Here is a 22,446-nt window from a genome sequence, read left to right as displayed (position 1 = left end):
GGTCAGCCATGCGCTTTCCGGGGAGATAATCAGGCCAGGTCTGCCATCAACACCTTGGAGCGGCGCTGGTAGTTGTACATCTCTTTTTTGCTCTCCGGCAGCAGGTCAACGTCTACCGGCGTAAATCCGCGCTCCTGGAACCAGTGAATGCTGCGGGTTGTCAGAACAAACAGTTTGCTGAGGCCCATTTGCTTCGCCTGCGCGGCAATTCGTTCGAGCAGCACTTCGCCGCGCGATGAGCTGCGGTAGTCCGGATGCACCGCCACGCAGGCCATTTCGCCGATCTTCTCTTCCGGGAAAGGATAGAGCGCGGCGCAGGCGATGGTGGTGTTGTCGCGCTGAATAATGGTGAACTTATCGATTTCCATCTCCAGCTGTTCGCGAGAACGCCTGACCAGAATGCCCTGCTGCTCCAGCGGGCTTATCAGCTCAAGGATGCCGCCGATGTCGTTAATGGTGGCGCGGCGGATCTGCTCGGCGCTCTCCATCACTATCTGAGTGCCGATACCGTCGCGTGAGAACAGCTCCTGCAGCAGAGTGCCGTTTTCCTGATAGCTAATCAGGTGGCAGCGGCGCACGCCGCTGCGGCAGGCTTTTACCGCGCCGCGCAGGAAGCGCACGGTACCGGAGCTGTAGTCTTCGTCCGCTTCCATCTCTTCAACCCGCGCCTGGGCTTCGTTAGGGAATAGCTCGGGGACGATCTCGCCATCCTGGTTGTACACCCCCTGTGACGAGCAGAAGCCAATCATCTTTTCGGCTTTGAGCTTAATCGCCAGCTGGGTTGCAATCTCTTCGGAGGTCAGGTTAAAGCTTTCGCCGGTGACCGACACCGCAACCGGGCCCATCAGCACAATCGCGCCGTTATCCAACTGACGGTGAATGGCTTCTTCATCGATGCGCCGAATGCGCCCGCTATGGCAGTAATCCACGCCGTCATCCACGCCTAACGGCTGCGCGATAATGAAATTGCCGCTGACCACGTTGATGTGGGCGCCCTGCAGCGGGGTGTTGTTGAGGCTCATCGACAGGCGAGCGGTAATTTCCAGCTGCAGCATACCCGCCGCCTGCTTAACCAGCTCGAGCGTTTTGGCGTCAGTCACTCGGGTTTGTTTGTGATAGACCGGTTCGTGACGGTGCTCCGCCAGGTTGGCGTCGATCTGTGGACGGGCGCCATAGACCACTACCAGACGAATTCCCAGGCTGTGAAGCAGGCCAATGTCGTTGACTATGCTAGAGAAATTATCATGCTCGATGGCTTCCCCGCCCAGCATGATGACAAACGTTTTACCTCTATGGGCGTTAATATAGGGGACAGAATGGCGGAATCCCTCTACCAGTTCGGTGCGACGTTCCTTCACCATGACACAACCTCAATGCATGATTATTCGTAATTTATGTATTTTTATTCTGTTTTGCCGGCAAACGCAAGCCCCAATTTCTCGCGCAACCGAGAAAACAGTGTGAGCCAAATCAGGGTGTCAAAGATTGTTTACCCTTTTATAGATGACAGGTTATGCGCCTTTCGTTAAAGTTTCTGGTCAATCTGTTTGTTTTAAATACGAATGATTTCTTACTGCTTGGGAGTGGCATGTCGGGATACAAGTCAGGATTAAGCCGCCGCCGATTTTTACAGGGGGCGGGCGCCATGTGGTTAATGAGTGTGAGTCCGGTTGGGTTGGCTGCCGCGGCGCAGGTGGTTGCCGTACGCGTCTGGCCATCATCGACCTACACGCGCGTCACCGTGGAGTCCAACCATATCCTGAAATATCGGCAGTTTGCGCTCAGTAATCCTGAACGTGTGGTTGTGGATCTGGAAGGCGTTAACCTCAACTCCGTCCTTAAAGGCATGGGTAACCAGATTCGCAGCGACGATCCCTATATTCAGTCCGCCCGCGTGGGACAATTCGACCCGCAAACCGTACGCATGGTGTTCGAGCTGAAACAGAACGTAAAACCGCAGCTGTTCGCGCTCGCTCCGGTCGCCGGTTTTAAAGAGCGTCTGGTCATGGATCTCTACCCTTCCAACGCGACCGACGTGCAGGATCCGCTGCTGGCGCTGCTCGAGGATTACAATAAAGGCGATCTGCAGCGGCAGGTTCCGCCTGCGGAGAGCGGGCCGAAACCGGGTAAAGCCGGGCGCGATCGGCCTATCGTTATCATGCTCGATCCCGGACACGGCGGCGAGGATTCCGGCGCCGTGGGTAAATACCGCACCCGCGAGAAAGACGTGGTGCTGCAGATAGCCCGACGGCTGCGCGCGCTGATCGAGAAAGAGGGCAACATGAAGGTCTATATGACCCGCAACGAGGATGTCTTTATCCCGCTGAAGGTTCGCGTCGCCAAAGCGCAGAAGCAGCGCGCCGACCTGTTTGTCTCTATTCACGCCGATGCGTTTACAAGCCGTCAGCCGAGCGGCTCGTCGGTATTTGCCCTGTCAACCAAAGGGGCTACCAGTACTGCGGCTAAATATCTGGCTCAGACCCAGAACGCCTCGGATCTGATCGGCGGCGTCAGCAAAAGCGGCGATCGCTACGTCGACCACACGATGTTCGACATGGTGCAGTCGTTGACCATTGCCGACAGCCTGAAGTTTGGCAAGGCGGTGCTGGAAAAGATGGGAAATATTAATAACCTGCACAAGAATCAGGTTGAGCAGGCGGGCTTCGCGGTGCTGAAAGCGCCGGATATTCCATCGATCCTGGTGGAAACCGCGTTTATCAGCAACATCGAAGAAGAGCGTAAACTGAAAACGGCGAAATTCCAGCAGCAGGTTGCAGAGTCGATTCTGGCAGGGATTAAAGCCTACTTCGCCGACGGCGCGACGCTGGCAAGGCGAGGATAACGCAACAGGAAAGTGAAATGGCTCTATTAAAGAGCGCGCACGGCGGCAATATTCGCGAGGCCGCCGCGCTTATGGGCATCTCTGGGGAGCAGTTGCTGGATTTTAGCGCCAACATCAACCCGCTGGGGATGCCGGAAAGTTTAAAGCGCGCAATCCTCAACAATATGGACTGCGCTGAACGCTATCCCGACGTTGAGTATCAGCAGCTGCACCTTGCGCTGGCGGAACATCATCATATTCCTGCGTCGTCGATCCTTGCAGGAAACGGCGAAACTGAAGCGATTTTTACCCTGGTTCAGGGGCTGAAACCGCGCCAGGCGATGATCGTCACTCCGGGTTTTGCCGAATATCGCCGGGCGCTGCAGTCGGTGGAGTGCGCGGTGCGGGAATTTCTGCTGCGCGAGGAGGATGGCTGGCAGCTCACCGGAGCGATTCTTGACGCCCTGACGCCGGATCTGGACTGCTTATTTCTCTGCACGCCGAACAATCCAACCGGCCTGCTGCCCGATCGTCGACTGCTGGCGCTGATTGCTGAACGCTGTCAGTCGCTGGACATCGCCCTGATCCTCGATGAGGCGTTTATCGATTTTATCCCCGATGAGCCGGGATTTATTCCGCTTCTGGCCCACAATCCGCACGTGTGGGTGCTGCGTTCGCTCACCAAATTTTATGCCATACCCGGCCTGCGCCTGGGGTATCTGGTCAATGGCGATGCGCGGGCGGTGGCAAGAATGCGCGAGCGCCAGATGCCGTGGTCGATAAATGCTTTTGCCGCCCTGGCGGGGGAGATCATTCTCCAGGATAGCGCCTACCAGCAGAAAACCTGGCAGTGGCTGGCGGAGGAAGGGCAGCGCTTTTATCATCAACTGCGCCATATTCCCGGCCTGACGGTCTATCCCGGACAGGCAAACTATCTGTTTCTGCGCTGCGACGTTGCGGATCTGGATCTGCAATACGCGATGCTGCAGCAGCACATCCTGATCCGCAGCTGTGCCAATTATCCAGGGCTCGACGGGCGCTACTTTCGCGTCGCGATCCGCAGCCAGCAGGAAAATACCCGACTGCTGACGGCCTTCAGGCGGGTATTTAACGAGTAGATGTCTGCCGCTATTGTTCGTCTGCGGTTCTTCCCGGTGGCGCTGCTGTATGACCGGGCTACGGGTTCATAGTCGTCTGTGGTCCGGTAGCCCGGATAAGGCGCGCAGCGCCGCCTCCGGGGAATGCGCCGGGATTAATGCATCGGTGCGGCTTCTTCCCGGCTCGCGCTGCGCTTAGCAGGGCTACGGGTTCATAGCCGTCTGTGGTCCGGTAGCCCGGACAGGCGCGTAGCGCCTGTCCGGGGCATAGCTGCGGCAGCGTTAGCGCAGTTCGACGCCGCCCTGCACCATGCGCAGCAGGTGCTGCCTGGGCCAGAGCTCGCTAAGTCGCGTCTCTTCCAGCCGTCGCTGTAAATACTCAATGTCGTGACGTTGACGGTCGAGCATCAGGCCGACCACGCTGCCGCTGTGCGCCACGTTAATACCGTATAAATCGCACTCTTCCACCAGCCCCCGCAGCGTATCAAACCCCGGCTTTGGTAACAGATGCTGACTGGCGACGGCGCTAAGCGTCGCGGCCTCTCCCATCCGCCGGGGATTATCCGTCTCGCAGGCCAGCTGAACTTTCTCCCAGGCTAGCTGCAGAGACGCGGAGTGGGCGTGCAGCTTTTCAAGCCGGGGAAGTCGGTGGTAATCGGTGGTCAGCAGCGTAGCGGGGCTTTCCAGCACCAGCAGATCGAGCTGAGGCTGGCTGTCACAGGCAATCTGCGTGGCGGCGGTGTTGTGGTCGAACAGGGTGAGCTGACGAAACAGAGTGCTGTCGGTGGGCTCCAGGGAGACGCAGAGCCGGGCGAGGGTGGGTTCATCCAGCGGATGGCCGAGATGATGCGCGGCGGCTACCGCCGTCGCGGCGATGTCCGCGGTGCTGCTGGCCATACCTTTGGCAACCGGAATCGTGGAGCAGATATCGATCCGAATCTCCTTGCTCAGCGCCGGCGGATAACGCCAGTAGCTCAGCAACTGGTCGACCATCGCCCGCGCCAGCGGACGTTCATCCGCCCGAGGCGAACCGTAGTCCACCTCGACGGTGCTGTACCAGTCAACGGGGCAGGAGACCAGCTTCTCGCTGCCGAGGATCCAGCCCTGGATGAGTTCCCCACAGGAGGCGGGGCATTGCGCTACGGCCACGTATTCACCTTTTTACCCGTTATACTTCAAGCTACGGGACAAAGCACCAGTGCTTTGTCCTGTGACCTGAATTATTTAGGGTAAAGTTTTCAGAATTTTAAGCGCATAGTGTCATGCCGATCCCGCTATTTCCATGATTCACCGCAATTTGCCTGGCGGCGAGCTCAGGCTGAAACGGTTAATGTCTGCGCTTCGGGAAGCGCCAGGCGCATCACATCGCGGGCAATCATCAGCTCTTCATTGGTATTGATGACCGCCACTTTGACCATCGCATTTTCGGCCTGAATAAAGGTAGCGTTGTGCTGGTTTTTCTCTTCATCGACCGAGAGCCCGAGGAAATTCAGGTTATGGCAGATGGCGCTCCTGGCGCGGGCGGAGTTTTCGCCGATGCCGCCGGTAAAGATCAGCGCGTCCAGGCCGCCCATCTGCATAATATAACTGCCGATGGTGGCGCGAATGCGCTCGGCAAACAGCGAGAGCGCCAGGGCTGCCTGACGATTACCGCTGTCCGCCGCCTGCTCGACATCGCGATAATCGTGCGAGATGCCGGAAACCCCCAGCAGGCCGGACTCGTTATTCAGCAGCTGATTAAGCTGCTCCGGCGTTTTTCCCTCATGCAGCGCCAGCCACGGTAGAATCGACGGATCGATATCGCCGCTGCGGGTGCCCATCATCACGCCGGACTGCGGCGTAAAGCCCATTGACGTGTTAACCGAGCGCCCGCCTTTGATTGCACAAACGCTGCTGCCGTTGCCGAGATGGCAGCACACCACGCGCAGAGCGCTCAACGGTACGCCCAGCTTTTCCGCCAGCGTCGCGCTAACGTACTTGTGGCTGGTGCCGTGGAAGCCGTAACGGCGAATGCCCAACTCGCTGTAGTAGCGCCAGGGCAGCGGATAGATAAACGCGCGCTCGTCCAGCGTCTGGTGAAAAGCGGTATCAAACACCGCCACCGACGGCGCGTCGGGCAGCAACTGGCGGAAAACTTTAATGCCCAACGCGTTGACCGGATTATGCAGCGGGGCCAGCTCCGCCAGGCGCTCGATTTCCGCTAAGGTCTCATCGGTCACCGGCGTCGAATCTTTAAAGCGCTCCCCGCCGTGCGCCACGCGGTGGCCGACGCCATCGATATCCTGCAAACTCTGGATAATCCGATGGTCGAGGAGCTTTTCCAGCAGCAGGGTGACGGCTTCACGGTGATCGGCTACGGGCGCCGTTTCCTGCCATTTTTGCGCCGGCGTTTTGAGGGTCACCTGGGCGTTTGCCATGCCGATACGCTCGATCAATCCCTGGCAGAGCATATCGCCCTGAGGCATCTCCAGCAGCTGGAATTTTAACGATGAACTGCCGGCATTAATGGCCATTATTTTGTAAGACATAAAGGTTCCTTCGAATTCAGAAAATCCAGCACGGCATCAAGACCCAGATTATTCAGCGCGCTGGTGATAAAAATCTGCTGGGCGCCAGCCTGCCTGAGCCACTCGCCGATTAGCGATATCCGCTGCGCATCGGCAAGGTCGGCTTTAGTGACCAGACCAATCGTCGGGCGGTTCATCGGAGCGGTAAAACCCGGAGAAAACGGCGACCACTGGGCGTCGGCGTTCAGCACCAGAGCGATAACGTCGGCCTCGCAGGCGCTGGTCAACAGAGCGCTATATAGGCAGCGGTTCTCCAGATATTCGCCCGGCGTGTCGATGGCCATCGGCGACCATTCAATCGCCTGGGTTTTCTTATAATGGAGCGCTTCGCCGCGCAGGCCCTGGGTCAGCGAGGTTTTGCCGCACTGGCTGGGGCCGATCAACATCAGACGTTTCATCGCGCTACGTCCGGGTTATTGAGCAGGTAGTAAACTGCATCATCTCGCCCAGGGTGCGCGTCACCTGCTTGAGGGCGTACTCGACGGCGGAAACGTCGCCGGTCAGCACCACGGCGCCGGTAAAGCGGTCAAGAAAACCGATCTCCACCGCGCCGGATTTGGTGGCGATATCGCAGGCGATAATCGACGCTTCGCTGGGCGTAATGGTGAGGATGCCGATGGCGGACACCGCATCCTGTAGGCCGAGTTTCTTAAAGAGATCTTTCCCGGGATTGGCAATCAGGTGCGCGAGGGTTACCTGTTTCCCGGGAACGTATTCCTGAATCATGCGATCCGTTGTTGGCTGTCTTTCCATTATCCCTCCACCATCTGTCGCCACATGGCTTCATGCGGTCGCGGGATCACCGAACGATAAACCAGCAGCCCTTTTTCACCCGCGCTTTCGCTGGCTACCGTAACCGCGTTGTTGACGTCGGAAACGTCGCCCGCCACCACCATGTAGCATTTACCGCCGATGCCGAAGGCCATATGCACCCGTACCAGGGTGACGTTGGAGCCTTTCACCGCCCGGTCCGCGGCGCTGATGCAGGCCGCAACGCTCCAGGTTTCAACGATGCCGACCGCCTGGCGTTTGTCTACGCTGTTCAGGCCGCTGATGGCCGGGAGTACGCTGGGATGGATATTCGCCAGCACCAGGCTGTCGACGAGCATTTCGCCGGCCTGCGAAGTGCCGGTTTCAATGGCCTGCTGGATAGCGCCGATATCCCCGCCGAGCATCAACAGAAACTTACCCGGGCAGATAGTCTTGCTGACCAGCAGATTGACGTTGGCGCTTTTCAGCATCGCATCGCCGAGTTCCATTCCTTTGGCAATGCTGGTGAGTTCTAAAATTCCTATAGCCTGAGACATGGTTAACCTCTTACAACCGTGATGGCCTGTTCGCTGATGGCCGCAACCACGCCGTCGATGCTGGCGTGAACCGGCGCGCCTAATGCGCCTGCCGGGATATCGGCAACGCATTGCCCGCGGGTAACGCGTTCTCCCACTGCAACGTTCGCTACCGCGCTGGCGCCGATATGCTGGCGCAACTGTAAAGTCACTGTTTCTACTGCCGGTTCGTCTTCCACCAGCGGCGCCTCCTGATACCAGGGGCTCAGCCCCAGTTTGGCGATCAGTCGCTTCACCGGCACGAGGCGATATTTCGCCATTTCGTCGGCCGGATAGAGCGGTCCTTCATAGCGCTGGTTTTGCGCGCGCAGCTCGCGTTTCAGCATGCGGTTGATGCGCATCGGCGAGATCCCCACCGGACAGGCCACGCTTTCGCAGACGTTGCATTCCGAACAGGTGAGCGCGCTCAGCAGCAGCTGGGGCGTGGCGGCCTGATGAAAGTTCACCGCCCGCACCAGCAGGTGCGGGGAGAGTTCGTGGCCGATCAGATGCCGTGGGCAGAGATCGGTACACAGGCGACACTGTTCGCAGACGGTACGGGCCACGGAAAGCACCGTGCGCTCGTCCTGCATCCGCCGCTGGATAAGCGGATGGCTTTTGGGCAGCACCAGCAGGCCGCCGGTAGTTTTGGTTACTGGGCTATCGAGAGCAGTCATCAGGCCGCCCATCATCGGGCCACCGTTAATAAAACCGGGGTCGTCGACCGTCGCGCCGCCCGCCAGCGCCAGCACTTCGCGCAGCGACATGCCGATGGGGACGGTGACGGTCAGCGGTCGGGCGACCGCGCCGTTAACGGTTAGCGTGCGGCGGGTCACCGGAAACTGCTGCTCAACCGCACGGGCAATATTGAGCACCGTTTGTACGTTATTCACCACGACCCCAACGCTGGCTGGCAGCGCGGCGGGTGCGACCCGTCGACCGGTAGCTAACCAGATAGTCAGCACCTCATCGCCTGCGGGATAGACATCCGGCAGAATATGCAGGCGAATACCGGCAGGCAGCAGCGGGGTGAGGGCGTCGATAGCCCGGCGGTACTTCTCTTTCAGGGCAATCACCCCTTCGCGCGCGCCGGTTGCCGTCATCGCGTACTGCACGCCGCGGACCAGACGTGCAGCCTGCTGCCACATTAGCTGCTGGTCGACCTTGAGCATCGGTTCGCACTCGGCGGCGTTAACCAGAAAGATCTCCACCTGCGCCTGCAGCTTCACGTGGGCGGGAAAACCCGCTCCACCCGCGCCGACTACGCCCGCAGCGCGCACGCGCTCGCGGATCTCCTCGGCGCTTCTGGCCATTTCAACAGCGTTGACGGCGGTACTCATAGCAGTTCCTCCAGCAGTTCCTGAATTTCCCCGGCGCTGGCCGGGCGAGGATTCGTGCGCAAGGTCACGTCAGCCAGTGCGGCCTGCACCATGGCCGGAATGCGCGCTGAGTACTCGGCACGTCCCTCTTTCAGCGCGACCGCCAGTGACGGCAGCGCACAGCGCTGCTTGAGCCGTTCGATTTGCTGGATCAGCGCATTGATCGCCGTACTATCGCTGGCGTCTGCCGGACAAAAGCCGCAGGCTTTGGCCAGCCGCGCGTAGCGTTTTCCGGCGCGCGGATGACCGGCGTTAAAGCGGATAACCGCGGTTAACAGCAGCGCGTTGGCCAGTCCGTGCGGGAGATGAAACTGCCCGCCAAGCTGGTGGGCGATAGCATGGTTAAGCCCCAGCCCCGCCTGGCTGAACGCCATCCCGGCAAGCGTTGAGGCATTGTGCATTTTCCCGCGCGTCGCCACGCAGTCGCCTTTTTCCACCGCGGTGGGCAGATACTGGAACACCAGTTTGGCGGCTTTTTCCGCCAGCGCGTCGGTAAAGTCGCTGGCGTGCGGAGAGACCCACGCCTCCAGCGCGTGGGTCAGCACGTCCATGCCGGTGTTGGCCGTAATCTGCGGCGGCACGCTGACCACCAGCTCCGGGTCAAGGATCGCCATATCGGGATAGAGCGCATTGTTGAACAGCGGGTACTTGATGCCTTTATCCGGATCGCTAATTACGCAGGCGCTGGTTACTTCTGAACCGGTACCGCTGGTGGTCGGTATAGCCACGCAGGTTTCGATGCTGATGCCGCTCTGCTGACTGAACCAGACGATAGCTTTCGCCGCATCCATTGCCGATCCGCCGCCGAAGCCGATGACCACCTGCGGCTGCAGGGCCTGCATTTGCGCAATGCCCTGTACCACGGTGTGGATAGTGGGGTCCGGGGTTATCTCGCTAAAGACGCTAATGCGGTTATCTGCGGGCAACGCCTGACGCAGGGTTTCCAGCAGCGGCGAGCGCGCAAGAAAGCCATCGCAGATAATCCAGATGTGCTTGTTGGTAAAGCGCTTGAGCACCGCCAGGCTACCCTGACCGCTGTACAACCGCGTTTGTAGTGAGAAAGTTTTCATCGCGACCTCGGTTAGCGAATGGAAAAGCCGTTGGTCAGCACGCAGCGACGGGATCGGGCAAACGTGCGCGCCGAGGTTGTCCCTTCACCGGTCGGCGTGGCGATAGTAAAGGTGGTAAAGCCTTCGCCGCCGACGCCGATCCCGGCATAAGAGGGGCCGTTCTTGACGAATATCGAGGTTTGCAGGGTGCGGGCCGCGAGGTTCAGGCGCGACACGTTCTGCGAGTGCATAATGGCGGTATGATGCAGTCCTTCTTCAACCTTCAGCGCCAGGGCCAGCGCGCTATCGAAATCGCTAACTTTCACTATCGGCAGCATCGGCATCAGCTGCTCGCTGGTGACCCACGGATCGTCGGCGTTAACCAGCGCTATCAGCAGACGCGGCGCTTTCGCCGGAACGGCGATCCCGGCCGCTTCGAGCATGGCTGATGGGCTTTTGCCGACCAGTTTTTTATTCGCCTGGCCTTCAGGCAGGCAGGCGGCCCGGAGTTTGTCAGTGTCGGCAGGGCTCAGCAGCAGCGCGCCGAAGGTTTGCATTTGCTGCACCAGACGTTCGGCGACGCTCTCCACCACAATCAGGCTCTTCTCGGCAATGCAGGGCAGGTTGTAATCGAACGAGGCGCCGTTGATGATATCTTCCGCCGCTTTAACCAGATCCGCCGTTTCATCAACGATGCAGGGCGGGTTACCCGCGCCAGCGCCAATGACTTTCTTACCGCTCTTCATGCCCATCGCCACAATACCCGGGCCGCCGGTAATGGCCAGAACCGCAATGCGCGGATGGGCCATCATCTGCTGGGTAGCTTCGAAAGTGGGTTCTGCTACGGTAACCACCAGATTGCGGATGCCGCAGCAGCGGAAAACAATCTCTTCAATCATGCTAATCAGCTTCAGTGAGACCTTTTTTGCTCCCGGATGCGGGCTGAAGTAGACGCTATTGCCCGCCGCCAGCATGCTGATGCTGTTATTAATGATGGTTTCCGTCGGGTTGGTGCTCGGTGCGACCGACCCGATAACGCCAAATGGCGAATACTCAAACAGCACCATGCCGCCGTCGCCGGTCAGTGCCGTGGTGGTGAGATCTTCCACGCCCGGCGTGTTGTCCAGCGCAGCTTTGTTTTTCAAAAATTTATCTTCTTTGTTGCCCATCCCCGTTTCATTGGCGCTCTCTTCCGCCAGGGCGGCCAGATGCGGCGTCAGCTCCTGACGCATTGCGCTAATGATGGCGCTGCGGGTTTTTAGCGGGCACTGCTGATAACGTAAGAACGCCTGATGCGCGGCATCAATGGCCTCGCTCACGGACTGAAAAATCCCTTTGCCCTGCGCCGGGTTCGGCGTTTGGGCTGGGGTTAACTGTTCGCTAAGAATGGTGCGAATAAGCGTTTCGAGTTCAGAAGTATTCATTGATGAGTTCCCACGTTAATGGCCGCGATGGCGGTCTGTGCTATATCCATGTCCTGTTCAACGCTGCCGCCGCTGATGCCAAGACCCCCAATTAATGAGCCGTCGCGCCACAGGGCGTAACCGCCGCCAAAGGTAACCACTTTTCCCTGCAAATGCGTTTCGAGGCCATAAAGCGCGGCGCCCGGCTGAACGGCCTCGCTCAGCTCATGGGTTGCCGTTTTCATCGCCACCGCGGTCCAGGCTTTTTTCGGCGCCAGTTCGCTGCTGACCAGCAGGGCGTCCGGCATCCGCCAGGTCACGGTTTCGGTGCCGTGTGCGTCAACGATGCTGATCACCACCGGCACCTGAAGCTGCTGCGCGCGCTCAACGGCGGCGCGGGTGAGCTGGTGCAGATCGTGGAATGAAAGGTCCAGGGGCGTCTTCTCCTTGCTGCGGCTCGGTAGAGTGGCGGCCAGATAGCGCCGGCTCACTTCACGAATGATGTTGTTCTGGTGCGCATCGCTATCTTCCGCGCGCGCCAGGGCGTACAGGCAGTCTGACAAGCGATTGATGTAGCGCATCAGCACCTGGCGCACGTTGACTTCCGCCGCCAGCTCAACCAGTCGCCGTTCGGCCCGGCGGGCCAGCGTGCGGGCAAAATGCAGGCGGCTCGCGGCTTCGCAGCGGCCGGGTAAAATAAAACTGTGCAGCGGTTCGACGCGGGCCATGGCCCGATCGATGGCGGCTTCCAGAGCGGAAATCTCTTCGCTGCTGATGTAGCGCTGTTTCGGTGACGGCCGTTCGCTGTCGCTGGCCAGTTCTGCGCTAAACCAAAAAAGCTGCTGCTGGATGGCCTCAAGTAAGGCGCGGTGATTTTCATCCGCGGCGGCGCAGGCGCACAGGCTCAGCGCGGCGTTCAGCTCATCCAGCGTGCCGTAGGCTTCAACCCGCGGGTGGGTTTTACTCACCCGCTGGCCGGTAAAGAGTGAGGTGGTGCCAGCGTCGCCCGTTCGGGTATAAATCGCCATATTCGCTCCTTAACGTGAAAGCGTATCGACAATGCCGACAACGGCGAGGTCGATGGCCTCGTTTGGCCCGGAAAAAACGTGCCTGGCGCTGGAGCCGCCGCTGAGCAGAACCAGCTCGCCGATCCCCGCGCCGACGGAATCCACGGCGACTTCATCACCGGAGGTCGGCGAGGCGGGAAGCTCGCCATCGGCGCTGACCCGCCGCACCAGCAGCAGCTTTTTGCCGATCAGGGAAGGCGATTTTTGCGTGGAGACAACCGCGCCCGTGACTCGTGCCAGATGCATGATTTACTCCTGCTTAATTAATTGAATATGCCGCGCCTGTGCCGCTTCGCGCGCCAGCGCGGTCACGATGCATTTGCGGTGGATAACCAGGCGACCCTGGCCCAGCTGCGCGACGTCGCGATAGCTCAGCACCGATCCTGCGTGCAGGATCAGCGGCAGCCCGCGCTCGTCGGTGAAGATCGTCGGCAGGCGCGCCAGTTTTTTGACCGGGATAACCGGCAGCAGCTGGCTGTGCAGGGTGAGCTGCACGCGGATGCCGAAAGCCAGCGCGTCGTGAATTTTCCGGGCCGCAGGATCGTCGGTTTCCGCCTCCGTCAGCTGGCCCAGCAGCGGCAGGTCGACAAGCAGGATGCGCAGCGAGGCGTGCTGGCTGAACAGCCCGGGGCAGTCGGCATCGCGCAGCTGCGCAACGCTCAGCGTCGCCGTGCTGTGGGCGCGACGCTGCAGCCTGGAGACGATTTCCTCCACGATGCGCTGCAGAACTTCGCTGTTCATCGCGGGCCTACCAGCCGGGCAAAGGCCTGCGGATTATCGGCGCCGGCGGCGTTGGCTTCATCGGTATCAATGTGCATTTCGAGACGCATATCCGGTGAAACGCGAATCGCCACGTTGTTGAAAATCACCCCGCGCTCGTCGCCTTCAATGGCCACGGAGACCCTATCGCCGTGGGAAACCCGCAGGATCAGCGCATCGAGCGGCGACATATGAATATGCCGCTGCGCGACGATAACCCCTGACGACAGCGTCAGTTCGCCATAGGGGCTGACCAGACGGATGCCCGGCGTCCCTTTCAGATCGCCGGACATTCTCAGCGGCGCCGCAACCCCCAGGGTTCTGGCATCGGTACGCGATATTTCCACCTGGCTTACCGAACGCAGTGGGCCGAGCAGGCGCACATTTTTAAGCTGCCCCTTCGGCCCTACCAGGGTGACGGTTTGCTCCGCAGCGTACTGTCCCGGCTGCAGCAGCGCTTTTTTCTCGCTGATGGGATGGCCAGGAAACAGGCGTTCATAATCCGACGCCGACAGGTGGATATGACGATTTGAAACCCCCAGCGGAATGGGCCGCAGACGCATCTCGTCGAGGACTTTACTGACCGTTGATTCGAGAAGCTGTTTATCCATTACGCTTCACCTCGCTTGCCGGGATGAATGCAAAGGGTGCGCGGTTCGCCCTTCTGGCGCGGACATTTTGGATCCAGGCACAGGTTGCAGCTGACCACGCCTTGTTGCTGGAGGGGCTCTTCTGCTGGCGCTTCAGAAACGACATTAGCCGTCTCTGACTCTTCAGGCTCAGGTTCCATGACGGAGGGTGGGGGAGCCTCTGCGGGCAGGATCCCTTCTCCGGGTCTGGCGATGACTTTATGAGCCACCAGACCGTTTCGCTGTTCGGCAAACTGTGCACCGGTGGTGATGGCCGCCTGTACTGAGGCCACATCACCGGTAATTTTAATGACCGTCCAGCCTGAACCATTGGTCTTTTCGAGGGCGACCAGCGTGATAGAAGCGGATTTCGCCATGATATCGGCGCAGCTAATAGCCAGTGCCAGACCACAAACTTCAAGTAATCCCAGTGATTGCTTCACGCGGTGCTCCTTATTCGCCATCAATCAGGCTGATTTCGGTAAAATGGCCTCAACGTCGCTGTGCGGACGCGGGATCACGTGGCAGGATTTCACTTCGCCTACGACGCTTGCCGCCGCGCTGCCCGCATCTACCGCCGCTTTGACCGCGCCGACATCGCCGCGAACCATTACGGTCACCAGACCCGAGCCAATTTTTTCGTAGCCGACCAGCTGCACGTTGGCCGATTTCACCATCGCATCGGCGGCCTCAATGGCGCCTACTAACCCTTTTGTTTCAACCAGTCCCAGTGCGTTATTCATACTGCTGTTCTCCTGTTGCTTAGCTATTCAGATCCCGGAACGGGATCCCTTTGACCAGCCGTGCCGCGTTATTACCGGTGTTACGTTGGGCCTGACTGTCCTGATGATGCATCAGCGTAAAAAGCGGCGCCGATGCGGGTAAATTCTTGTAGTGCACGACCAGCGTATGGCGATCGCAGGCGATGCCCACCAGTAGCGGCGAGCTGCGCGCCGCCTGCCAGGCGCTGTCCACGACATCCCCGGCCGGGTGATGCTGGAGCAGGAAAGGAATGCCTTCCTCTTCGATACCCAGCAGCACTTCGCGCCACAGGCCGTCGCAGCCGTCGATGGCGGCGATCACAATAGCCGGAGCGCTGTGATTACTGTCCATGTGCGAACTCCTTATGCCAGGAGAGAATCAGGCCGGTGGCCACCGCGTTTCTGGGGCCCTCGCTGCCGCGAATATTTCCCCGCCCGGCAACCAGGCGGTAGTGCGCCAGCGCATCGGTGACCAGCTGCGGGACCTCGAAATCCAGCGACGAACCGCCGACCAGCACCACGAACGGAATATCGCGAATGTTGCCGGTGGGGCTGACCTGACGCAGTGCGCGCAGGGCGTTGGTGACAAAGACCCGCTCTTTGGCGCTGCGGCGAATGGCGCGTACTTTTTCCAGCGCTAAGTCGCCGGGTAGTGGCACCAGTTCGTCCGGTTTCACCACGCAGACGCGGGCGAATACGGCGGGGGGCAGCGGCGTGGAGAAGAACTGCACGCTGCCGTCCTCGTGGCGTAAATGGAACAGACTTTCCACCTTGGCCAGCGGATACTTCTTGATCTCTTCCGCCAGATAGCGGTCTTCCAGCCCCAGCTCGCGGGCAATAATCATCGTCACCATATCGCCAGCTCCGGCGAGGTGAGTGGCGATGATTTCGCCTTTGGGGTTGATGATGGAGGCATCGGTGGAGCCTGCGCCGAGGTCGAGGATCGCCAGCGGTCGGGTGGTACCCGGCGTGGTCAGCGCGCCCAGAATGGCGGCTTCGGCCTCGGCGCCGCCGATCTGCACGTCGATATTGAGCTTCTGCTCGATTTCGCGGGCAATCATCGCCATCTGCAGACGATCCGATTTCACCATTGAGGCGATGCCCACGGCCTGCTCCAGCGAGAACTCCCCGGCAAGACCGCCGGTGACGCTCACCGGCACCGAGGTATCGACGGCCAGCAGGTCCTGAATGAATATTTCGCTGCTGGGCTTGTTGGTCAGCTCGGCCATGGTCTGGCGCACGTGTTCCAGCATGCCGCCGATATTGGTCCCCGACTCGCCGGTGACGTTATCGAGCTTGCCGCAGCCGTCGACCGCTTTCATGATGGCTTCGGCGCCAGCGGCAACGTCTACGCGTACGCTCCGGCCCTGGGCCAGCAGCTCAAGGTTACCGGCGGGTATCGCGCGCGCTTTGACGTCACCGGATGGCGTTTTGACCACCACGGCGGAACGGTTGCCAATCAGCGCGCGAGCCATCGGGACGATGTTTTTCGTCTCCTCGGCGTTGAGGTTGAATACGGTGGCGATGCCGTAGGGGTTAGAGAGCGTTTCGATGACCTTCCCCGGGACGGCGACCTCAATTGCCGCCAGCATTCCCAGCGGAATGCGGTCGATGTACAGCACTTCGTCAACAATCGGCAGCGGTTTTTCCAGCCGGTTGCTGACCAGCACGCCATCGTCGCGTTGCAAAATGACGCCGGTAATCTGATATCCGGCGCGCAGAGAAGCGTTAATCACGCTGGCGATATCGGCAAAATCGAACGCCGACGACACCACCAGGATATAGGGCGCGTCCGCCGGGCGGGTTAACAGCTCCTGCGGCGTAATGGTGATGCCCACGCCAAGCCCCGCGCCGCCGGGCGTTTTCGGGTTATGGCCGATCATGGTCGATTCGGTGATGATGGTCTCGGTAATGGTTTCCATCGCCACATCGCCAATCACCGGCGTAGCTTCATTAATGCGGATGAGCGAAATATCGCTGACAGCGATCCCGGCGCCTCTGGCGACGAGGGCGAGCGCCTCCTGAATACCGAACACGTTACGCAACGTGCCTTTGATCCCGGTGGTTTCCGCCAGCGCGCTGTGGGTGATTGTCAGCGTGCCAGCCTCATTCAGAGTCGCCAGGGCGACTTCCGTCGATGAGTTGCCGATATCAATGCCAGCTATATATCGCATCACATACCCCTGTAATTAATCGTCGCCTTTGAGTTTTTTACGCTCGACGTACAGCGTTGCCGCTTCGCGAACGAAAGCGGCGCAAATCTTCGCCTGATAGCGGCTTTCGAGATCGTCGGCGATCGCCAGCAGCTCCTCTTTCGTCGAGCGATAGGGGCGGAGGGCGTTGTAGATTTCAAGAATGCGATCGTCCGGTACCGCGGTCAGTTCGGCGGCGCGTTCGAAGTTCATCGCCAGCCGGTCGCGGCCCGCGTCCCTGGCGATAGAAGCCTGTAAGCGCAGCGTTTCCGGGGTAATACGCATATCCTGGGCGGTAACTTTGTTGCTCAGCACGTTTTCCAGCGTAAAGTCGTCCAGCGTTTTATTGGTGGCGGTTTTCACCCATTCCGGGTGTTTGTTCGCCAGCGGGTAGTCGCTGACCTTTGCGCTACGGGACGCGCCGTCTGCCGCCGGAGCCGCCGTCGGCGCCTCGCCCTGCAGGCTGTTCATGCGGCTTAATACGTCGCGCACCATCGATTCAATTGCGTCGGTATTCATGGAGTTATCCTTTATCAAAGCGCCACGCGCAGTTCCTGCGGGTTTTTGCCCGTTACCACGTACTTGGTCTCTTTAATGTGCAAAATGGCCGATTTCGCCTGGTATTTTGGCCGCGCCATCTGGTCGTTCAGCGTCGGGACCGGTTGCGGCGATTCGCGTTTCGCATAGCGGGCGGCGTTTTTACCAATCTGGCGATAGGTTTCCAGGGTCAGCAGCGGCGCCTGGGGGAACAGCTCCAGGTTAGAGAGCGGCGGCAGCCCCTGCTGGTGAATCACCGTGGTGCCTTTTGACTGGATGCCGATAGAGATGCCGGAACCGCTCAGGCGATTGCCTTCAACGGCGACGAAGGCCACGTCGGAGGATTTAAAGCAGCGAATCACGCGCGCCTTAATGCCTTCTTCTTCAATACCGGCAATGACTTCGCGCAAAATGCTCTTATGCGGTATGCCGACGATATTGACGGTCTGCGCCAGGCCGAAAGCCGGGCCGACGGCGATAATCACTTCGTCCTGCTGGGTTCCCTGACGCGCTTCGCCCACTTCCGTCAGGAAGCCGTCGCCGGCGGGCGGCGTGGCCTGGGGCGCCGCGGAGGCCGCTGGCGCAGTAAACGAGACGGGTTTATCGCTGCCCTTCATCTCGCTGAGCACTTCTTCAATTATCTGGCGCAGCAATTTTTCATTAATTTCCATTTCTCACCCCTTAATCAATCTCGTTGGGATCAAGAGCGCCAGGGATGTTTTTAATCTCTTCCCAGCGTTCGCCCTGCAGGCGATAGCCCGTTGCCGGACCGGCATAGTCGTTAACGTCGTTGACGGCTGACAGCACCTGCCCATCGCCGACGATAATTGCGGAGGTATGCAGATAGTCTCCGGTCAGCTTGGCTTTCTGGATGTTGAGCATGTCCTGGGCAACGTCGGTGAACCCGCCCTGCGCCAGCGCTTTCACTACTTCCAGGCCGTTGCGGTTTTTATTGATGATTTCCTGGGCGAACTTGATGTCTTCGACGATGTTGCGTTCCGGCATATCTTTCGAACCGTGGGCGTAGGTCGCGGCTTCAACTTCTTCATCGGTAATCGGCGGCAGCCCCATTCCGGCAAAAACGGCCTGCAGCGCGCGGGCAGCCTTATTACGGATGGCGATAACATCTTCTTCGCGAACCGGACGCAGACCACCGTCCACCTTCAGGTCGCGCTGGATGACGTTGTAGTCGTCAAAGTCTTCGGCATCTTCGTTGGAACCGGCGAACATGTTGTCGTAGTTCGGCACCGCGGAATAACCGGAAGAGATAAAGTCGGTCCCCGGCAGAAACTGCATCAGCAGGCGCGCGGTACGACGCATATCGGAGTGGGTGAAGGTCTGGTCGTTACTGGAGGCGCACTCCAGATCCAGCGACGAACAGATCAGGTTTTCCGCCAGCACCGCGCGAATGCCGGAAGGTACCGCAGACGGCACGCCGATGCAGCTAACGGAACCGTTTTGCAGCCCCTGTACGCCCGCGGCTTTGGTGATGTAGATGCAGCGCGCTTCCAGGTAAAGCATGGATTTGCCTTCGGCGTAGCCCATCTGCACTTCGGAGCCGGAGCCGGAGGTGAAGCGCATTTTCAGACCGCGAGAGGCGTAGGAGGAGGCTAAGAAACCTTTCGACCACGGCGTGTCGTCGCCGTCGGTAAAGACCGGTTCGGTACCGTAGACGGAGATGGTTTCGGCGTAGCAGGTGTGGCCCAGCATGCCGAGCTTCAGCTCGGTGGCTTCTTCCAGCGAGCACTGAGTCAGTACGCCCGGACGGCCTACCTGCGAGCCGACCAGCAGCGCGATGGCGTTGAACGGCGCGTAGCGCGCTACCGCAACGGTGGTTTCCTGTTCGTCAAATCCACGCCATGCGCCTTCGGCGGCGTCGGCGGCAATCTGTACCGGATTATCTTTGACGTTGGTGACGTGCGCCTGCTGGGATGGGGTGCGGCGGGCGCGCATTTTCTGCATCGCCATCATCATCTCAACGACGTTCATATGCGAAACCACTTCGACAATTTTTGCCGGCGTCATCGCGGTGGTCAGCGGGACGATTTCGCTGCGTTTAACGTTCGGATCGCACAGCATGTTGGCCAGCTTAACCGAATCCATCGCCATCACTTCTTCGGCGCGGTTCAGGTTAATGCCGTAGCGGGCGATAAAGTGGTCGATCAGGTCAAAATCGCTCACCGGTTTCCCGTCCAGCTCGGTCACCGCGCCGTTAACGATTTTTATCGACGGTTTCGGATCGTTCGGGCTTTCCATCGCGATAAAGCCTTCTTCGATCCATTCCTTAACGAAGCCGTCCTGATTCACAGGGCGTTTCGCCAGTGCTTCAAATCTTTTCGATCTCATGAATCAGCCTCGTAGGTATCAGATGTAGGACGGGCGATCGTTTTTCGGTTCAGAACCGAGGGTCGCAAGGACGGTTTTACCGATTTCGCGCGCGGAGGTGACTGCCTGGCGGACCGCGCCAGAGTCGCCGGAAATCACCAGGATGGCTTCGTTACTGAAGCTGGTGCCGTGCGCCGGAGAGCTATACGCCACGACTTCTACGTTGGCTGACTTCAGGGCGGTATCGGCCATCAGCACGCCAACGGAGGCCGGTGCGCCGACGATAATGCCGCAGGCGCGGCCAATCGGCGCGCCGAAGGCTTTTTCCAGGGCGTAGCTGGCGCGGGCGGTGTACTGCAGCTCGATATGTCCGGCTTCATTGCCGTAAACATCGCCGAAGGTGCGGTCGAGCTCTTTCAGCGCAACTTCAATCCCGCGCTTAACGTCGGAAACGTCGTTGCCGCCTAAAATAATCAACGAACCGTGGCCTGCACCGCCTTTGGTATCGCGCGGAAGCTCAATGCTGACCACTTCGGTGTTGGTGGCTTTCACCGCTTCGTCCGCCGCCATAATGTGCGGGCCTGCGCCGGTACGGGCGCCGAGAATGCCGATGGAGCGATAGCGCTTTTCAAGCTTCATCGCGTCCAGCAGGGCGGTATCGACGTTGGCGATAACCAGGCCCAGGGTGTCGCCAATGGCGGTCCCGACAAATTCCGTTAAACTGCAGCTTTTTTCTGCCATAGCCGTCTCTCGTATTGGATGGTTTTCAGTAGGGATGGCCTGCTGTTCCGGCGTTGCCACGCGGGCAATCACCTGAGCCATGATCTGTTCAACCAGCTCATTGCTGCTCATTGGCTAATTCCCTTCGGTAAGATTTTTTCTACATCGGTGTGAGGGCGTGGGATGACGTGTACGGCTTTCACTTCACCCACGTTACGTGCGGCGGCGGCACCCGCATCGGTGGCCGCTTTTACCGCGCCAACATCGCCGCGCACGATGACGGTTACCAGCCCGGAGCCAATCTTTTCATAGCCCACTAACATCACATTGGCTGACTTAACCATTGCATCAGCGGCCTCTATGGCTGCGGTTAAGCCTTTGGTTTCTACCATTCCTAGTGCTTCTTGTTGCATAAAGACCTCGCATGGAGTGTTCCGATAGTTGGGACTATAAGAAGATGCGAGGAAAAAGAATGGCTGACTTCAATTTGATGGTGAAAAAATAGTGGGTATTGGATAATATAAAATTGTCGTTTATTTATTTAACTGTTTGATGTTATTTGTTATTTTTATTTGTGCTGATGTGATTATCTTGTTTTGTTTATTCCATATTTACAAATTTGTTCATGACGATTTTAATTTTATCTGCTATGCGCGAGAAACTGATTTGTGATGTTTGTTGGAAAACGATGAGTTGGTTTTAGCAATATTTTTGCATGCCATGGCGCTGGCATAATTGCGAAAGCCGCGCGTGAGCAATGCAATTCTGAGTTATTTAATGACAATAATTTGTTATTGATGCCCGAATTTTCCGGAGGCTGCCGTCAGCAGGTTGCCAACAATTTGCGGACGGGAGTTCATATAGTGGTGCCCGTTGTACTCTACTGCCAGCAGGATGTTGGCTGGTCAGGACACGAACTCTGCTAAGAAGGTGTCATAATGAATGATTCGTTAAAAGCGCAATGTACCGCCGAGTTTTTGGGCACCGGGCTATTTTTGTTTTTCGGCATCGGCTGCCTGAGCGCGTTAAAGGTGGCGGGAGCCAGCCTCGGACTGTGGGAGATATGCATTATCTGGGGGTTGGGGATCTCGCTTGCCGTGTATCTGACTTCGGGGATCTCCGGCGGGCATCTCAACCCGGCGGTGACCGTCGCTTTATGGCTGTTTGCCTGCTTTCCCGGACGAAAAGTTTTCCCCTATATCGTTTCACAAGTTGCCGGCGCCTTTGGCGGCGCGGTGCTGGCCTATGTGCTGTACAGCACGATGTTTACCGAGTTTGAATCCGCCCACCATATCGCGCGCGGCAGCGTAGAGAGCCTGCAGCTGGCGAGTATTTTCAGCACCTACCCGGCGACATCGCTGAGCATCTGGCATGCGGCGCTGGTTGAAGTGGTGATCACCTCCATGCTGATGGGGATGATTATGGCGCTGACCGACGACGGCAACGGCGTACCGAAAGGGCCGCTGGCCCCGCTGCTGATCGGCCTGCTGGTGGCGGTAATTGGCGCTTCAACCGGGCCGCTGACCGGCTTTGCGATGAATCCGGCGCGTGATTTTGGGCCGAAGCTGTTTACGTGGATGGCGGGTTGGGGCGATATCGCGATGACCGGCGGAAGGGATATTCCGTACTTTATTGTGCCGATTATTGCGCCACTGATCGGCGCTTGTCTCGGCGCGGCCATCTATCGTTATCTGATTGGTAATAATCTACCGTGTAATACCTGTAAATTAGAGGATTAAGGTCACGGCTGAAATAGCCAAAAATTTTCATGAACCGGTATCACGAACTCGCCAAAAACGTCTCCCACGGATGGGA

Annotated in this window: 26 protein-coding genes; 4 read left to right on the top strand and 22 right to left on the bottom strand. The window is 58.9% G+C overall.

Annotation, left to right across the window (positions count from 1 at the left end):
• Nucleotides 1-29: 29 nt before the first annotated feature.
• Nucleotides 30-1,361, bottom strand: coding sequence for an amino-acid N-acetyltransferase (argA, locus tag KO1_RS20760; protein WP_004105227.1), 1,332 nt, complete (start codon nucleotides 1,359-1,361; stop codon nucleotides 30-32).
• Nucleotides 1,362-1,588: 227 nt separating this feature from the next.
• On the opposite strand from argA, the gene amiC reads away from it, so the two are divergent.
• The 3 genes from amiC to KO1_RS28850 are packed head-to-tail and all read left to right on the top strand — an operon-like array spanning nucleotide 1,589 to nucleotide 4,117.
• Nucleotides 1,589-2,842, top strand: coding sequence for an N-acetylmuramoyl-L-alanine amidase AmiC (gene amiC / locus KO1_RS20755; protein WP_024274647.1), 1,254 nt, complete (start codon nucleotides 1,589-1,591; stop codon nucleotides 2,840-2,842).
• 17 nt (nucleotides 2,843-2,859) lie between these two features.
• Complete coding sequence (cobD, locus tag KO1_RS20750; RefSeq protein ID WP_049094249.1) at nucleotides 2,860-3,939, top strand: threonine-phosphate decarboxylase CobD; 1,080 nt, start codon at nucleotides 2,860-2,862, stop codon at nucleotides 3,937-3,939.
• Between the two features lie 49 nt (nucleotides 3,940-3,988).
• Nucleotides 3,989-4,117, top strand: coding sequence for a hypothetical protein (locus KO1_RS28850; protein WP_263440524.1), 129 nt, complete (start codon nucleotides 3,989-3,991; stop codon nucleotides 4,115-4,117).
• 83 nt (nucleotides 4,118-4,200) lie between these two features.
• On the opposite strand, the gene KO1_RS20745 is transcribed toward KO1_RS28850, so the two are convergent.
• The 21 genes from KO1_RS20745 to pduA form a co-directional block, all read right to left on the bottom strand.
• A complete protein-coding gene (locus KO1_RS20745; protein WP_004105221.1) occupies nucleotides 4,201-5,067 on the bottom strand; it encodes a GHMP family kinase ATP-binding protein in 867 nt (288 codons plus the stop codon).
• 164 nt (nucleotides 5,068-5,231) lie between these two features.
• Complete coding sequence (locus KO1_RS20740; protein ID WP_004105218.1) at nucleotides 5,232-6,446, bottom strand: acetate/propionate family kinase; 1,215 nt, start codon at nucleotides 6,444-6,446, stop codon at nucleotides 5,232-5,234.
• The gene (gene pduV, locus KO1_RS20735) at nucleotides 6,431-6,883 is read right to left on the bottom strand and encodes a propanediol utilization protein PduV (RefSeq protein ID WP_004105216.1); all 453 of its coding nucleotides are present in this window, start codon (nucleotides 6,881-6,883) and stop codon (nucleotides 6,431-6,433) included. Before pduV ends, KO1_RS20740 begins: the two co-directional genes overlap by 16 nt.
• 4 nt (nucleotides 6,884-6,887) lie before the next feature.
• Nucleotides 6,888-7,238 carry a propanediol utilization microcompartment protein PduU gene (pduU, locus tag KO1_RS20730; protein ID WP_000441103.1) on the bottom strand — a complete coding sequence of 117 codons (351 nt, stop codon included), beginning with the start codon at nucleotides 7,236-7,238 and terminating at the stop codon, nucleotides 6,888-6,890.
• Complete coding sequence (pduT, locus tag KO1_RS20725; protein ID WP_000075777.1) at nucleotides 7,238-7,792, bottom strand: propanediol utilization microcompartment protein PduT; 555 nt, start codon at nucleotides 7,790-7,792, stop codon at nucleotides 7,238-7,240. The genes pduU and pduT overlap by 1 nt, the downstream gene beginning before the upstream one ends.
• 2 nt (nucleotides 7,793-7,794) lie before the next feature.
• On the bottom strand, nucleotides 7,795-9,150 hold the full coding sequence (gene pduS, locus KO1_RS20720) for a cobalamin reductase PduS (protein WP_004105191.1): 1,356 nt from the start codon (nucleotides 9,148-9,150) through the stop codon (nucleotides 7,795-7,797).
• On the bottom strand, nucleotides 9,147-10,259 hold the full coding sequence (gene pduQ, locus KO1_RS20715; RefSeq protein WP_004105190.1) for a 1-propanol dehydrogenase PduQ: 1,113 nt from the start codon (nucleotides 10,257-10,259) through the stop codon (nucleotides 9,147-9,149). The genes pduS and pduQ overlap by 4 nt, the downstream gene beginning before the upstream one ends.
• A gap of 11 nt (nucleotides 10,260-10,270) precedes the next feature.
• Nucleotides 10,271-11,662 carry a CoA-acylating propionaldehyde dehydrogenase PduP gene (gene pduP / locus KO1_RS20710; RefSeq protein ID WP_016809893.1) on the bottom strand — a complete coding sequence of 464 codons (1,392 nt, stop codon included), beginning with the start codon at nucleotides 11,660-11,662 and terminating at the stop codon, nucleotides 10,271-10,273.
• Nucleotides 11,659-12,669 (bottom strand): two-domain cob(I)yrinic acid a,c-diamide adenosyltransferase PduO, encoded by a 1,011-nt coding sequence (gene pduO / locus KO1_RS20705; protein ID WP_004115028.1) that lies wholly within the window; start codon nucleotides 12,667-12,669, stop codon nucleotides 11,659-11,661. Before pduO ends, pduP begins: the two co-directional genes overlap by 4 nt.
• A 9-nt stretch (nucleotides 12,670-12,678) precedes the next feature.
• Complete coding sequence (gene pduN, locus KO1_RS20700; protein ID WP_000549823.1) at nucleotides 12,679-12,954, bottom strand: propanediol utilization microcompartment protein PduN; 276 nt, start codon at nucleotides 12,952-12,954, stop codon at nucleotides 12,679-12,681.
• 3 nt (nucleotides 12,955-12,957) lie between these two features.
• Nucleotides 12,958-13,449, bottom strand: a complete 492-nt coding sequence (gene pduM / locus KO1_RS20695; RefSeq protein WP_047720713.1) for a microcompartment protein PduM — start codon at nucleotides 13,447-13,449, stop codon at nucleotides 12,958-12,960.
• Nucleotides 13,446-14,078: a phosphate propanoyltransferase gene (locus KO1_RS20690; RefSeq protein WP_047720714.1), complete on the bottom strand. Its 633-nt coding sequence runs from the start codon at nucleotides 14,076-14,078 to the stop codon at nucleotides 13,446-13,448. The genes pduM and KO1_RS20690 overlap by 4 nt, the downstream gene beginning before the upstream one ends.
• Nucleotides 14,078-14,560: a BMC domain-containing protein gene (locus tag KO1_RS20685; protein WP_086075064.1), complete on the bottom strand. Its 483-nt coding sequence runs from the start codon at nucleotides 14,558-14,560 to the stop codon at nucleotides 14,078-14,080. The genes KO1_RS20690 and KO1_RS20685 overlap by 1 nt, the downstream gene beginning before the upstream one ends.
• A gap of 3 nt (nucleotides 14,561-14,563) precedes the next feature.
• Nucleotides 14,564-14,839 (bottom strand): propanediol utilization microcompartment protein PduJ, encoded by a 276-nt coding sequence (gene pduJ / locus KO1_RS20680; protein WP_001057755.1) that lies wholly within the window; start codon nucleotides 14,837-14,839, stop codon nucleotides 14,564-14,566.
• 19 nt (nucleotides 14,840-14,858) lie between these two features.
• Nucleotides 14,859-15,209: a propanediol dehydratase reactivase beta subunit PduH gene (gene pduH / locus KO1_RS20675; RefSeq protein WP_004105142.1), complete on the bottom strand. Its 351-nt coding sequence runs from the start codon at nucleotides 15,207-15,209 to the stop codon at nucleotides 14,859-14,861.
• Nucleotides 15,199-17,031 (bottom strand): propanediol dehydratase reactivase alpha subunit PduG, encoded by a 1,833-nt coding sequence (pduG, locus tag KO1_RS20670; RefSeq protein ID WP_004105140.1) that lies wholly within the window; start codon nucleotides 17,029-17,031, stop codon nucleotides 15,199-15,201. The genes pduH and pduG overlap by 11 nt, the downstream gene beginning before the upstream one ends.
• A 15-nt stretch (nucleotides 17,032-17,046) precedes the next feature.
• Entirely contained in the window at nucleotides 17,047-17,568 is a 522-nt protein-coding gene (gene pduE, locus KO1_RS20665) for a propanediol dehydratase small subunit PduE (RefSeq protein ID WP_016809888.1), read from the bottom strand.
• 14 nt (nucleotides 17,569-17,582) lie between these two features.
• Nucleotides 17,583-18,257: a propanediol dehydratase medium subunit PduD gene (gene pduD, locus KO1_RS20660; RefSeq protein WP_004105135.1), complete on the bottom strand. Its 675-nt coding sequence runs from the start codon at nucleotides 18,255-18,257 to the stop codon at nucleotides 17,583-17,585.
• Between the two features lie 10 nt (nucleotides 18,258-18,267).
• A complete protein-coding gene (gene pduC / locus KO1_RS20655; RefSeq protein ID WP_004105132.1) occupies nucleotides 18,268-19,932 on the bottom strand; it encodes a propanediol dehydratase large subunit PduC in 1,665 nt (554 codons plus the stop codon).
• A gap of 18 nt (nucleotides 19,933-19,950) precedes the next feature.
• Entirely contained in the window at nucleotides 19,951-20,763 is an 813-nt protein-coding gene (pduB, locus tag KO1_RS20650) for a propanediol utilization microcompartment protein PduB (RefSeq protein ID WP_004105122.1), read from the bottom strand.
• Nucleotides 20,760-21,044, bottom strand: coding sequence for a propanediol utilization microcompartment protein PduA (gene pduA, locus KO1_RS20645; protein WP_001183618.1), 285 nt, complete (start codon nucleotides 21,042-21,044; stop codon nucleotides 20,760-20,762). The genes pduB and pduA overlap by 4 nt, the downstream gene beginning before the upstream one ends.
• 525 nt (nucleotides 21,045-21,569) lie before the next feature.
• Between pduA and pduF the strand changes: the two genes are divergently transcribed.
• Nucleotides 21,570-22,370, top strand: a complete 801-nt coding sequence (pduF, locus tag KO1_RS20640; RefSeq protein WP_047720715.1) for a propanediol diffusion facilitator PduF — start codon at nucleotides 21,570-21,572, stop codon at nucleotides 22,368-22,370.
• Nucleotides 22,371-22,446: the final 76 nt, after the last annotated feature.

The organism is Klebsiella oxytoca NBRC 105695, from assembly GCF_001598695.1.
Lineage (GTDB): Bacteria > Pseudomonadota > Gammaproteobacteria > Enterobacterales > Enterobacteriaceae > Klebsiella > Klebsiella oxytoca.
The sequence above is the reverse complement of the archived record's forward strand: the minus strand, read 5'-3'. Positions and strand labels throughout refer to the sequence as shown.